Annotated in this window: 14 protein-coding genes; 8 read left to right on the top strand and 6 right to left on the bottom strand. The window is 68.0% G+C overall.

Annotation, left to right across the window (positions count from 1 at the left end):
• Window positions 1–128: 128 nt before the first annotated feature.
• The 3 genes from I6A60_RS21815 (at window position 129) to I6A60_RS21805 (ending at window position 3,313) form a co-directional block, all read left to right on the top strand.
• On the top strand, window positions 129–596 hold the full coding sequence (locus I6A60_RS21815) for a MarR family transcriptional regulator (RefSeq protein WP_203011795.1): 468 nt from the start codon (window positions 129–131) through the stop codon (window positions 594–596).
• A 537-nt stretch (window positions 597–1,133) separates the two neighbouring features.
• Window positions 1,134–2,441, top strand: a complete 1,308-nt coding sequence (locus tag I6A60_RS21810) for an ABC transporter substrate-binding protein (protein ID WP_203011793.1) — start codon at window positions 1,134–1,136, stop codon at window positions 2,439–2,441.
• A gap of 176 nt (window positions 2,442–2,617) precedes the next feature.
• Window positions 2,618–3,313 carry a TetR/AcrR family transcriptional regulator gene (locus I6A60_RS21805; protein WP_307873800.1) on the top strand — a complete coding sequence of 232 codons (696 nt, stop codon included), beginning with the start codon at window positions 2,618–2,620 and terminating at the stop codon, window positions 3,311–3,313.
• An 86-nt stretch (window positions 3,314–3,399) separates the two neighbouring features.
• Here the strand turns inward: I6A60_RS21805 and I6A60_RS21800 are convergent, their stop codons facing one another.
• The 5 genes from I6A60_RS21800 to I6A60_RS21780 all read right to left on the bottom strand — a co-directional run bounded on the left by I6A60_RS21800 (window position 3,400) and on the right by I6A60_RS21780 (window position 7,698).
• The gene (locus I6A60_RS21800) at window positions 3,400–4,074 is read right to left on the bottom strand and encodes a triacylglycerol lipase (RefSeq protein WP_203011791.1); all 675 of its coding nucleotides are present in this window, start codon (window positions 4,072–4,074) and stop codon (window positions 3,400–3,402) included.
• A 268-nt stretch (window positions 4,075–4,342) separates the two neighbouring features.
• The gene (locus I6A60_RS21795) at window positions 4,343–5,182 is read right to left on the bottom strand and encodes a TauD/TfdA family dioxygenase (RefSeq protein WP_203042671.1); all 840 of its coding nucleotides are present in this window, start codon (window positions 5,180–5,182) and stop codon (window positions 4,343–4,345) included.
• Window positions 5,183–5,222: 40 nt separating this feature from the next.
• Window positions 5,223–5,819: a carboxymuconolactone decarboxylase family protein gene (locus I6A60_RS21790; RefSeq protein WP_203023618.1), complete on the bottom strand. Its 597-nt coding sequence runs from the start codon at window positions 5,817–5,819 to the stop codon at window positions 5,223–5,225.
• A 110-nt stretch (window positions 5,820–5,929) separates the two neighbouring features.
• A complete protein-coding gene (locus tag I6A60_RS21785) occupies window positions 5,930–6,460 on the bottom strand; it encodes a nuclear transport factor 2 family protein (protein WP_203023620.1) in 531 nt (176 codons plus the stop codon).
• Entirely contained in the window at window positions 6,457–7,698 is a 1,242-nt protein-coding gene (locus I6A60_RS21780) for an amidohydrolase family protein (protein WP_203023622.1), read from the bottom strand. Before I6A60_RS21780 ends, I6A60_RS21785 begins: the two co-directional genes overlap by 4 nt.
• 161 nt (window positions 7,699–7,859) lie before the next feature.
• On the opposite strand from I6A60_RS21780, the gene I6A60_RS21775 reads away from it, so the two are divergent.
• From I6A60_RS21775 to I6A60_RS21755, 5 genes are all read left to right on the top strand, one after another.
• The gene (locus I6A60_RS21775; RefSeq protein WP_203023636.1) at window positions 7,860–8,390 is read left to right on the top strand and encodes a TetR family transcriptional regulator; all 531 of its coding nucleotides are present in this window, start codon (window positions 7,860–7,862) and stop codon (window positions 8,388–8,390) included.
• Between the two features lie 399 nt (window positions 8,391–8,789).
• On the top strand, window positions 8,790–9,278 hold the full coding sequence (locus I6A60_RS21770; RefSeq protein ID WP_203023624.1) for a DinB family protein: 489 nt from the start codon (window positions 8,790–8,792) through the stop codon (window positions 9,276–9,278).
• A complete protein-coding gene (locus I6A60_RS44120) occupies window positions 9,241–9,525 on the top strand; it encodes an SEC-C metal-binding domain-containing protein (protein WP_374487260.1) in 285 nt (94 codons plus the stop codon). The genes I6A60_RS21770 and I6A60_RS44120 overlap by 38 nt, the downstream gene beginning before the upstream one ends.
• Window positions 9,526–9,645: 120 nt before the next feature.
• Window positions 9,646–9,939: a DUF397 domain-containing protein gene (locus tag I6A60_RS21760; protein WP_203023628.1), complete on the top strand. Its 294-nt coding sequence runs from the start codon at window positions 9,646–9,648 to the stop codon at window positions 9,937–9,939.
• Between the two features lie 185 nt (window positions 9,940–10,124).
• Window positions 10,125–10,421, top strand: a complete 297-nt coding sequence (locus I6A60_RS21755) for a DUF397 domain-containing protein (protein ID WP_203023630.1) — start codon at window positions 10,125–10,127, stop codon at window positions 10,419–10,421.
• Between the two features lie 258 nt (window positions 10,422–10,679).
• Here I6A60_RS21755 and I6A60_RS44115 read toward each other — a convergent pair whose 3' ends face one another.
• Complete coding sequence (locus I6A60_RS44115) at window positions 10,680–11,174, bottom strand: RICIN domain-containing protein (RefSeq protein ID WP_374487261.1); 495 nt, start codon at window positions 11,172–11,174, stop codon at window positions 10,680–10,682.
• Between the last annotated feature and the right edge of the window lie 891 nt (window positions 11,175–12,065).

Here is a 12,065-nt window from a genome sequence, read left to right as displayed (position 1 = left end):
TGCACGGCGAGGTTCGGCTGCACGGCGAGGTTCGGCTGCACAGCGAGGTTCGGCGGGGCGGCCTGGCACACTGGCTCAGGGCCACAGCTCCATCAAGATAGATGTATCGCGCTTGATGTAAGGATGCCATGGATGGGTTCGAGCTGTTCCAGTTGGGTCGCCGGCTGATGAAGCTTGGCGAGCAGTCGATCCCCGAGGTCGGCATCCTGCGCCTGTCCGGCCCGACCCGGGCGATCGTGTTCGACGTCTTCGAGAACCCCGGCAGCTCGATCTCCGAGATCACCGCCCGCGTCGAGTTCCCGCAGAGCCAGGTCTCGGCGTGCGTGGCCCGCCTGCGCGAGGCCGAGGTGTTCGAGACCGTGAGCGACCCCGCGGACCGGCGCAGGACCCTCGTACGTCCCACGGCCAGCGCGCTGAACCGGTCGCGGGACCGCCCCACCGCGGTGATCGACCAGGCCATCGCCGAGCGGATCGGCACCAGCGACCCGGCCGAGGTCCAGCGCGTCAAGGACGCGCTCGACGCTCTGGCGACGCTGCTGCGAACGGACCGGAGCGACGCGGACGAGGCCGCCTCGAGCGGGCGGAACGGCTGCTGACGCGCGTCCGCCTCGGCTGGACGGCGGGCCTGCTGACGGGCGTCCGCGTCTGTCAAAGAGCCGTCTAGTGCCGCCTCCGGCAACGTTCGCCCGTTTGGCGTTCCATGATCGCTGTTTCGGCCCTCTGGTGGTCGTTACCGGGTCTGTTTCGTAGCCACCAGAGGGCGAAAACGGCGATCAAGGTGGCGGGCTGACCTTGGCGGGAAGGGCACGAGCGGGCTGACCCGGGCGTCGCGGAGCCCCGCGCGCCGCGGTATGCGCTGGCCATGGCGGGAGGCCGGTGTCGGCCGCGCGCCGGCGACCCGAAGCGGGCTTGTGCGCGCTAGCGACGCGGTGCTAGCCTACGCCCCGACAGCTAGCGCACGCTAGTGGCCTGGAGCACGGCACGCTGCGCCTGTGGCGCGTCACTCCCTGCGCAACACCCTCGGGCCGCCGGACGGCCGTCGCTGCCCACGGCCTGCCCCGCGTCAATGCGGCCGCTCTTCGCATCGCGGCTTCCCACGACCCGGTCCGACGAACCCGACAATGGAGCTGGACATGGACTTACGCCGTACTGGACGGCTGGCGATATTAGCCGTCGCCGCCGCGACCGCGCTGGCCGTGGCGGGCTGTAGCACCACCTCGAAGAAGGACGCCCCCGTCCCGGCCCCGACCGCGACCCTGAAGGCGGCACCGGCGCCGGCGATCTCGCCGGGCGTGACCGCGGACAGCATCAAGATCGGGTTTGTCTATCCCGACCTGTCCGTCGTCAAGCAGTACGTGAACGTCGACCACGGTGACTACCAGGCCGTGTTCACGGCGCTGGTCGACAAGGTCAACGCCGCGGGCGGTATCAACGGCCGGAAGATCGTGCCGGTGTTCGGCGCGGTCAACGTCATCTCGCCGGCCGGCGCGCAGGACACCTGCGTTCATCTGACCCAGGACGAGAAGGTCTTCGCCGTCATCGGCAGCCTCAACGCGGACGACGCGCTCTGCTACGTCCAGATCCACAAGACCCTGACCGTCGGCGGCGACCTCAACGCCTCCCGCTACCTCAAGGCGCAGGCTCCGTGGTTCTCCGACCTGCGCGGCGGTGACGCGGCCGGGGACGGCCTGAAGCTGTTCGACAACGGTGGCCTGAAGAGCAAGAAGGTCGCCGTCATCGGCTACAAGGCCGACCAGTACACGATGAACAGCGTCGTGGCGCCGGCGCTGAAGAAGCTCGGCGTGACGCCGGTCGCGACCGCGGTGATGGACGCTCCGATCACGGACCCCGCCGCCGTCGCCCAGCAGACCGGTGTGTTCGTCCAGAAGTTCCAGTCCGTCGGCGCAGACGCGGTCATTGTCGTCGGTGGGGCCTCGGGCTCGTTCCCCGCTCAGTTGGAGAAGGCCACCTCCTACCGGCCCCAGCTGCTGTTCACCGACCAGGGGCAGGCCAGCGCCTACTCGCTCTCGTCGGGCAAGCACGACTTCAGCACGCTGAACAACGCGCAGGCCCTCGGAATCGCCTCCGACTGGAACAACGCGCCTAACCAGGCCTGCATCGCCACCGCCGAGGCGGCCATCCCGTCGCTGAAGGGCACGCTGCTCGACCCGACCACCATCCCCACGGGGAAGCCCACCTTCGGAACGTCCGAGAACGTGTCCTGCCGCTATCTGGACCTGTTCACGGCCATCGCCCAGAAGGCCGGCAAGAACCTGACCTACGCGAGTTTCCAGCAGGCCGCCTTCTCGCTCGGTTCCTTCGTGGTCCCCGGTGGTCTCGAAAAGGCGAACTACACGCCTGGCAACCCGGGCGGGGCTGTGCCGCTGCACCTGTTCAAGTACGACCCGACACTGCAGAAGTGGGCGTTGTCCACCAGCTGACCTATCCCGGTTCACTGGCGCCAGGCCTGGGGCACGGCCACCACCGCGCCCCAGCCTGGCGCCGTACGTACCGGTTGCCATCTCGGCGGTGCCTGCTGCCTGCTGGTGATCTCACCTTTGTCGGGTAGATCTCGAAACCACGCAGGAGGAGGTTGACCCTGTCCACGCGCGCAGCGGTGTCGACAACCGAATGGGCGGGCCGGGAGAAGACGAGCGCGCCGCGAAATCTCCGGGGCAAGGCGACCAAGGCCCGACTGATACAGGCCGCGAAAACCGTGTTCGAGGAGTGCGGCTTCCTCGATGCTAAGATCGCCGACATCGCGGACCGGGCCGGAGTCTCGTACGGATCCTTCTACCACTACTTCGACTCGAAGACGCAGATCCTCTGCGAGGTCGCGCGGGCGGTAGGCGGTCTGCTCCAGGAGCCGACCTGCGCCGCTACGTCCGAGCCGACCGGCCTCGCCTCGCCGGCCGAGCTGGTCAGGCAGCTGACCCGGCGGTACCTGACGGTCTACCGGGACGAGGCGCGCGTCATCGCCGCCATCGAGGTGATCTCTCGATACGAGCCGGAGCTGGCCGCTATCACGTTCGAATATCTTGAGGCCGACCGGGCCCGGATCGCCCGGGCGGTTCGCCGGACCCAGACCCACCGCTGCACGGCCGCCGACGTCGATACCGAGGTCGCGCTCCTGGCGATGAGCGCGATGATGAACCGCTTCGCCGAGATGTGGTTCGTGCAGAAGCTTCTGGAGATCGACTTCGACGACGGAGTCGAACAGCTGGCCCGCCTTTGTCTGAACGCTCTCCAGATTGCCTGCTCGGTGGAGCCGGGCGACAGAATCGGTCACGAGCAAGTCATTGTCCGGCCCTGACGGCTCTTGCTGACGCGTGCCGGGCCCGGGCCCGTCGGGCGCTGGCCCAGGCCCGGCACGTCGTTCGTCGGCGGACGACGAGCCCGTCAGCTCAGGAAAGCCCGGACCTGGCTCGCCACGGTGGCGTCGTCATGTAGTCGGGTGTGCGCCAGGCATCCGGCCGCCGTGTTGGTCGCGCCGGAGAGCAGGACGCTGGAGTCGGGGTTGATCACCTCGTCGCAGGACGACCACCAGGTGCCGTACTTGACCGCGCCAGGCGTCTCGTCGCCCGCGTTCAGGCTGGTCAGGAAGGACGAGCCGGAAAGCATCTGCGAGCACGACGTGTAGAGCAGCGCGCACAGGTTCGCCGTGCTGGTCCCGTGGTTGGGACCGCCGAGCGACACCCAGTCGTCGACGTACGCGGTCCCGCCGAGTGACTTCAGGTAGTAGCGGGAGGAAAGCGCGCCCATCGAGTGGCTGACGATGTCGACCTTGCTCGCCCCGGTGCTCGCGAGGACGCTGGTCACCTTGGCCGCGAGCTGGCTCGCCGTGGTGACGTTCGACTGGTGTGAGTCGTAGGTGAACACCACCAGCTGAGACGCGGACCATCCGTTGGCTTCGAAGTTCGCCACCATGTCTGTCCACGTCGACGTCGAGCCGTTGAACCCGTAGACGAAAATGACCGGGTCATGCGTCGCGGCGCTGGCGGTTCCCGTCGTGCCGATCAGTACGGCACCGAAGGCGACGAAGAACGCTGTCAGCGCCCTGACTACCTTGATCACTGATGCTCCTGCGGATGAGCGGGTTAGGGCTCGGAAAGAATTTCACCGTCTCGACGATCGGTGGAGGGACTCCGCGCCACGTTCACGCTCGATTACTGGTATCGCCAGACCGGCTTAAGCAGGTCGTCGCCGAGAGCGCCGCCGGTATGAGGTCGGGAAATCCAACCTGAATGGTCGGCGGGCCGCGGTCGGCGAGGTTACGGCGTTTGCCTGGATCGGTGCCTCGGCGTTGAACGGGTTGGTCGGCCTGCATCGGAGCAACCGATGGTCAGGCGACGGCCTCCTCGCCGAGGAGGGTGGTCCGGTGCATCAGGCGGCGGGACGCGGCGGTGTAGGGCTGGGCTCGGTGCAGGATGCCGGTGTTGTCCCAGATGACCAGGTCACCGCGTGACCACTGGTGGCGTAGCGAGAACCGGGGCTGGGTGGCCCAGCCGAGGAGTCGGTCCAGCAGCGCGCGGCCTTCCTCGGCCGGCAGGCCGACGATGTAGTCCGCCGTCGTACCGACGAGCAGGGACTTGCGGCCGTTGCGCCGGGTCCAGACCAGTGGATGCTCCCGGGACGGGACCTTCTCCCAGCTGGCGCGCACCCTGTCGGAGGCATCGGGATTGATGAGCCGCTGGGTGGCCGCGAAGCTGTGGACCACGCGCAGGTTGGCGAACCGGGCCTTGTCGTCGTCGGACAGCGAGTCGTAGGCGGCGTAGAGGTTCGCGAACTCGGTGTCGCCGCCCTCGGTCGCGACCTCCAGCGCGGTGAGCAGGGTCGCCTTCTGCGGCACCAGGTCGTTCGCGCCGTCGATGTGCCAGTAGAAGGTGCCCGTCCGGTAGGCCGCCAGGGCGCTCTGGGCCGGGTCGAGGGAGATCGCGGAGACCTCGGGGAACTCTGCCTCACCGCCCATCGGCGCGACGACGACCTCACCGAGCAGCCGGCTGAGCGCGACCAGGTCGGCGTCGCCGATGTGCGCCTCGCGGTAGACGACGACGCCGTGCTCGTCGAGGTACTTGCGGGTGTCGGCGGCGACGGTCGGGTCCGCCAGCTGGCTGCCGGCGAGGCCCGTGACCTTCACCCCGACCTCGGGGCTGATCGGGCTGACGGTGACGGTGACGGACATCGTTGGCTCCCGTCGGATCGGGTCGGGTGGGGCGGAGCGCCTAGGTGGTCGGCGACTGTCGACGCGCGATGGCGTCGCGCAGGTCGTCGTCGATGTCGATGGCGCAGGAGGCGAACAGGTAGGCGAGCGTCTCGTAGGCGCCGACCGTGAAGATCACGTCGAGGAGCTGCCGGACGTCGAGCTTGTCGGCGAGCACGGCCCAGGTCTCGTCACCGATCTTGCCGACGCCGATCAGCTCGTCGCAGGCGCGCAGCAGCGCCGCGTCGAGTGGGTCCCACAGCGGGGCGTCGGGGCCGAGCGCGATCCGCTGGATCTCCTCGTCGGACAGGCCCTCGTCGCGCGCGATGAAGGTGTGCTGCAGCCATTCGTAGCCCGTCTTCCGCAGGGCCGCGACGCGCAGCACGATCAGTTCTCGTTGCCGGCCGGTCAGCGTGGTGGTCGACATGAGGTGACCGTTGAACGTGTAGAACGCCCGCGACAGCGTCGTGTGGTGGGCGAACGTCCCGAGTGTGTTCAGCGCCTTCGAACGGCCCTCGGTGGTCAGCTTTCTGGGGGTGCCCGGAGGTTCGAGGGCGGCCAGGATCTGCCGCATCTCCTTGGGCCACTCCCTGGGCGGGAGCGGTTCGATGCGTGCCACAGAGAAGTCCCCGTTCAATCATGGTCGGCCTGTTGAGGCATTGCGAGGAGGGCGATCCGGTCAGTCCGTCAGCGGCGCGATCTCGCGCCCGCGGGGGAGTGGCCGGCCGCCTACGGTTGGCCGCCCGGGTCGGCGATCCGCGGGGACGTGTGCTCGGCGCGGTGGTAGTCGTCGTGCCAGCCGTCGGTCCCGAGCAGGTGCAGCTTCCGTTCGTGCAGCTTCCAGCCGTCGGCGGTCCGTACGGCGACGTCGTGGTAGTAGCCCCAGACCTGGGGAGTCTTCCCGACCTGTGTGCGGTGCCAGGCGTACATCGAGGTCCGGACGGTCGCCCGGTCGTCGGTGTCGAACACGATCAGAACATTGGCGTTGTGGTGGCTCGTCGCGGCGAACCCGTGGTCGACGCCGTCGCGGATCGCGCTGTCGAGCAGTTTCCGGTACGCGACGCGCCCGCGGATGACCGGTGCGGACCCGGGGCCGTAGTCGATGACGCAGTCGTCGGTGAACAGCGCGGCGAGTTCGTCGTTCAGCTTGTGGTCGACACAGTAGGAGTAGCGGTGGACGAGATCGACGATGGCGTCCTTGTCGAGCAGCCGTCGCAGCGCCCCGCGGTCGTCCCCGACACCGTCGTCGGCGGTGCTCATACGGCGACCGGGAGTTCGAGCCCGAACAGCTTGGCGGTGGTGCCGCCGAGGATCGCCGCCCGGTCCTGCGCGCTGACGCCCCGGAACTGCTCGGCGACCGCTTCCCGGGTGCGTCGGAAGGTTCCTTCCGGGTGCGGATAGTCGACGCCCCACACGAGGGTGGACAGGCCGGTGATGTGCCGGCAGGCCAGCGCGATCGGGTCCTCCTGGAACGACACGTGGATCTGGCGCTGGACGTATTCGCTGGGCCGCAGCGGGTAGGGCCACCGCTCGTTGAGCTTGAACACCTGGGCCATACCGGGCTGGTCGTCCTCAGGTCGGTCGTTGTCCCAGAGGCCGACCCAGAAGTCGCGGTCCTGGCCGACTCCCAGCGTCCACGCCTTGTCCATCGCGGCCATGAACGACACGAGCCAGTTCGCGTTGAACTCGACCAGCACGAAATGCAGGTCCCCGAACCGTTCGGTGACGCCGCCGCCCACCAGGGAGGCGATGATCTGCTGGGGCGCCAGCGACTGCTGGGTCGCGGCGAACACGATCCGGTCGACGACGAGGTTGTCGGTCAGCGGCTGGCTCTGTGCCTGGACGGTGAGCATGAGGCCCCGCAGCGTTGGTGACGCGGCCCGGCTGACCTTCACCCCACCGGTCGCGACATGGAACACCACGACCATGCCGTTCGCCTGGGCCGCCGCCCACACCCGGTCGAGCTCCCGCGAGTGATACGGAATCGGGGACACGGCCGGCAGCAGGATCGCCCGCAGGCCGAGCCCGGCGGCGCGCTCGATCTCAGCCACCGCGTCGTCGACATCGGTCATCGGAATCGGCGCGGTCGGCGCGATCCGCGCGCGGTGCGGGCTGAACGTCTCGGCGACGTAGTCGTTGTACACGCGGGCGTGCGCCATCGACAGTTCGTGGTCATCCGAGTAAAGGCCGAAGAACGACAGGTTCGGGTGCATCACCTGCGCCCGTACGCCCTCGCTGTCCATGTCGTCGAGGATCCGGTCCGGGCGCCCGGTGTTCGGCGAGCCGTCGAAATGCGGGTAGGCGGAGTTCGTCCAGCCCTCGAACCCGGGCGTGTGCAGCTTCCGGAAGTCGGTCCGTCCGTCCTCGCCCAGCGGCGCGATCTTCAGATCCTCCTCCCAGACGGCCCGGTCCCGTAGGTGCTTCGGGAGTCGGGTCAGGAAGAGATCGGGAGGCTCGACGATGTGCCCGTCCACAGAGACGAGGAGTTCTTCCGTCACGGCGGTTCCCTACGCTTTCACCCGGCGGCCTGAAACTCGGTGTCACGTTAGCGACCGAGGTTCCAGGGTGCAAGCCGGGCTCAGTCGATGGGTACGATCGGTCGGTGAACGTAGCGACACGGACGTCCGCGCGAGAGGTAGCCCGCGGCGCGGTGCGGGCGATGCTGGCCGAGGTGGCGCTGGAGCTGTTCCGCCGCGACGGCTTCGACAAGGTCACGATCAACGACATCGCCGCGGCCGCCGGCGTCTCCCGCAGCACCGTCCTGCGCTACTTCGGCACCAAGGAGGACGCGGTCCTCGGCGCCCTCGACGCCCACGGCGAGCAGGTGGCGGACGCCCTGCGTGCCCGGCCGTCCGACGAGGACGACTGGACCGCGCTGCGCCGCGCGCTCGACATCGTCGTCGACATCTACCGCCAGGACCCCGACGCCGCCCTCACGACGACTCGGCTCGTCCTGGCCACCCCCGCGCTGCACACCCGCCAGTGGGAGAAGCAGCACGGCTGGCGTCCCGCCCTGGCGCGGGCACTCGCCGAACGCGGCGCGTCCCCGCAGCCGGAGATCACGCATACCGTACGGGCCGCCGCCGCCCTGGACTGCCTGAACATCGCCATCGCACACTGGGCGAGATCCGACAACACCCTCAACCTCGCCGACCTCCTGGACGAGGCGTTCGCGGCTCTGGGGGTGTGACCCGTTCGCGCGCCGCGCCCCCGGGGCGGCTCGGACAACATCCACGCAGGTTCAGGCGAAGGCCAGCCTGGTCGTGTCGGCCCGAGTACCTGCGCCTGTCACGCCAAGTAGCGGAATTCGGTCGGTAGAGGCGCGGGCGCTCGCCAAGGGGCTTGGATGTTATCCTTGTGATCGCTCCGGCTCGTCCTCGGCTCTGGACACGGCATTCCCCGAGGACCCTCTGACAAGGGCCGAGAAGTGTTTGCAGCGCCTACATTCCCGGCGGGCCTCGGGCACCGATGTCATCGGTGTTCTACTCGGCAATCGAGACGGGCCTGGTCCGATCGACCCTCATGCTGCTCTGTACGCGCCCATGGTCCGATCCGTCAATTCCTTTCAACCCAGAAGGCTGGACAATCAATGTTCATATGGCCCCGGATGACCACCGGACCCGAACGTCTCATGTTGGAGAGCTGGCTTGACCGTAACCGGCAAGCGCTCATCGACACCGCGCGAGGGCTGTCCGAGGCCGACGCACGGCGGCGCCTGGTCGTCTCACTGACCACACCGATCGGGCTGATCAAACACGCCGCCACCGCCGAGCGCATCTGGTTCCAACGCACCCTGCTCGGCCTGGACGAGTCCGCATGCGACGGCTACGCCACCGGTGACGACGGCAGTTTCGTTGTCGCCGACGGCGAGACGCTGGCCGACGTGATCGCCGAGTTCGAGCGTGCCAGCGAGCGTTCCCGCTTGATCGCCGCCGACTTCGAACTCGACGACACCAGGGCGCACCCCCGCGCTGGCGATGTCAGCCTGCGGTCTGTCTACCTGCTCCTGATCGAGGACTTCGCCCGTCACGCCGGCCACGGTGACATTCTCCGAGAACAAATCACCGCCGCACGATAGGCGTTGGCAGGATTGCGCAAGATCTGGTCGCAACCACGCGTCGGTCCGGGTGGTCGTTCGTCGGGTGGGCGCCAGAGTTCGTTGTCTACTCGGTTGCCTATGCCGTTGTAGGACTCCGCGTTCCCCGTACGGCGGAGCGGCCGCCGTACGCCGGCGGGCGCCGTCAACAAAGCCTCGCCGTGACGAACCCTGCTGGTGCGGCTCGGGCCAGAAGTACAAGCGCTGCCACCTCCGGCCCAATGCCTAGTGCCGCGACCGCCAACGTCTGCCCGTCACCTTGATCGCTGTTTCATGTCGCTGATCCATTCGACAGGGCCGCACGCCAGACCCGGCACACCAGCCGCGACCACCACCGGGAGACACGACCATGTTCGACAGCGACGATCAGCCCCGCCAGGGCCCATCCGGGCTGACCCGCTACAACGCCACGAAGCCCACCGCCGCCGACCTCCCCGTCGAGCCGACGTTCCACCGCTCCCCGTACAGCAACGGCGCCGGCGGCATGTGCGTCGAGGTCGCCTTCCTCACCGACGGCCCGGCCAAGGGCGGCGTCGTTCTCCGGGACAGCACCCACCCCGACGGCCCCACCCTCGGCTTCTCCGAACAGGAGTACCTCGCGTTCGTCTTCGCCATAGACGACGGCCACCTACGCCGCGCCTAAACCGCCGACACCCCGCCCAACCCACCGACTGACGCCGACCGCCCGCGAGCACCGTCCACCAGCGCTCGCAACCAACCAACCACGGCAGCGGCCCGACAGCTTGAAAGGGATCCCGGGTACACAGCCAATCGGTCTACCCGGGGTCCCGCCGTCGGTACCCCCCACCAACCCGAGGACGAACCACCTTGACCCGGCACACCGCCAAGCCCAGCTACGACGCCCCGCTGTGCAGGATCAGGCCGAGCCGCTACCACCTACTACGCCACGACGTCACCTGGCTCACCTCAAGCTTCAGCGACGGTGCCCCCGGCCACCGCGTCCAGGCCGCCCACGTCACCGACGGCACGATCGTCGGTGTACTCCTCCGCGACAGCGTCGAGCGCTACAGTCCGTTCCTATCAATCTCCGCCCATGAATGGCGCGCCTTCTGCCGAGGCATCGTCGCTCACGAGTTCGACCCACCAGCGACCCTCCGACCGTAACCACCGGCCAGCGCCACCCGGCCCGCCTTCCGCTCGATAACTCGGCCCTTCTCGCGCACCATCAAGGCGAGCGGGCCGACAGACGTTCACGGATGCTCGGTTCGGCCCCGATCTCGATGGTCCGATCACCGGCACCGCGTGGGCGGGTGCTCGGCAACAGCGCCTTGATCCGTACCCATGCGATGCCGGGGATCTCATACCGACCCGCCATCGACTATGAAACTATCCAGAAACCTTGATTGCGGGGAGCGGCCTAGCCTAGCCGAAGTGCCAGTAGGTGCCCGTATCGGCGCAGGACCGGTCGTAGGCCAAGATGTCATGTATCGATGACACGGGTACGCCGAGGCACAGACCATCAGATTGGTTGCGCCACTGCGTCGATCCGTTAGGCCCTGACACCGGGGTCCAATGCACAAAAATCGAACTTCCGCAATTCCCCTGGTAGACGCCCCCCGGGGTTGGGTCCGAGGCGGACGTTACTGCCACACAAAACTGAGTATTGACGTCCCTGATCTGAGCGAACCCACTGCCATATATGGTCTGAAACTTCTGCGTGGAGGACCCGTTGCACGGCCGAGTCGTCATCGCCCCCCCAACGCTTAGCGAAACCTTATACACGTCGAGGCACTGGCCGCTGACATCGCTGATCAGCGACCACTGTACGGGGTTAGGCGGCGGATCATCCGGTGGCGGAACCGGGATGGCGCTGGCCTGGCCTGCGAACACGACCCCGGCGGCCAGCAAACCCGCCATCGCCGCTACCAGCGCCGCGAGCCGCCCGGTAACCTTTCGGCGCCGTCGTTCCCCGGTCGGCCTCGATTTTCTCCAGGTCTTCATCCCGAGATACCTCCTTCATTTCAATCCTCACCAGGGAGCCCGAGCCCCACACGCCGCCTCAAACATCACGGCTGGCTCAGGCGGGACGCAGAATAACTCACTGCTGTAGGACCGCCACGCGACGAGGCTGTCGCTGCGGTCGCCATCCAGCCAGCGAACGTGCCCCGCCGCAAACAATGTTGGCACACCGTCGCCCCGCCGTACATGCCCGTCGATATCGATGTCATGTCGGCCCGCAGACACAACCTTTAAAATCTCCTTACCATGCGGGCTCTGGCAGAACGACCCGGCCGATGGATTCGGAAAACCGAGAAACGCTGAAGACCCATCGCGTAACACCGTCCAGCGTCCGGTGATCAGCTCTGGTCCTGGGGCAGAGACCGATCGCGGCAGGGCCGGGGTGCGGGTCGAGGCGGCCTGGCCGGCAGGACCCACGCGGCGAAACCGTCACAAGACGCCGTGAGCTACGCACGGAAGAGCAAAGACCACCCGGGCTCCGCTCCCACGCCCCGGCCCTCCCACCTCAAGCAGGAGATGCAGGCCACCCGGCCGACCAGAACTGAAGCCCGCGCAGGCGCCAAGCGGCAGGTAAAACCGAGAGGTAAAGCATCACCTGGGACTGGACAACACGACTCAGCAGTGATCGTCGCGAACTTTCTGTAGGGCTTTTAACCCCAAACCTGCAGGCAGACGTGCCGCGCGCACTTCCGCGCTCCGGACATGGCGACGGGGGGGGGGGCCGCCCCCCCGCGCCCCCCCCCCCCGAGCGGCCCCGGGGGGGGGGGGGGGCCCGGGGGCCCCGCCCGG

It is taken from the genome of Frankia sp. AgB1.9, assembly GCF_016786355.1.
GTDB lineage: Bacteria > Actinomycetota > Actinomycetes > Frankiales > Frankiaceae > Pseudofrankia.
This window is presented reverse-complemented; position numbering and strand designations above follow the sequence as displayed.

What these genes read in the sequence shown, in the direction of transcription:
- I6A60_RS21795 (WP_203042671.1), bottom strand. Translation starts at nt 5,182, where the DNA reads ATGTCCGTCACCGTCACCGTCAGCCCGATCAGCCCCGAGGTCGGGGTG.
- I6A60_RS21815 (WP_203011795.1), top strand. Translation starts at nt 129, where the DNA reads ATGGATGGGTTCGAGCTGTTCCAGTTGGGTCGCCGGCTGATGAAGCTT.
- I6A60_RS21760 (WP_203023628.1), top strand. Translation starts at nt 9,646, where the DNA reads ATGTTCGACAGCGACGATCAGCCCCGCCAGGGCCCATCCGGGCTGACC.
- I6A60_RS21770 (WP_203023624.1), top strand. Translation starts at nt 8,790, where the DNA reads ATGTTCATATGGCCCCGGATGACCACCGGACCCGAACGTCTCATGTTG.
- I6A60_RS21785 (WP_203023620.1), bottom strand. Translation starts at nt 6,460, where the DNA reads ATGAGCACCGCCGACGACGGTGTCGGGGACGACCGCGGGGCGCTGCGA.
- I6A60_RS21775 (WP_203023636.1), top strand. Translation starts at nt 7,860, where the DNA reads ATGCTGGCCGAGGTGGCGCTGGAGCTGTTCCGCCGCGACGGCTTCGAC.
- I6A60_RS21810 (WP_203011793.1), top strand. Translation starts at nt 1,134, where the DNA reads ATGGACTTACGCCGTACTGGACGGCTGGCGATATTAGCCGTCGCCGCC.
- I6A60_RS44115 (WP_374487261.1), bottom strand. Translation starts at nt 11,174, where the DNA reads ATGGCGGGTTTGCTGGCCGCCGGGGTCGTGTTCGCAGGCCAGGCCAGC.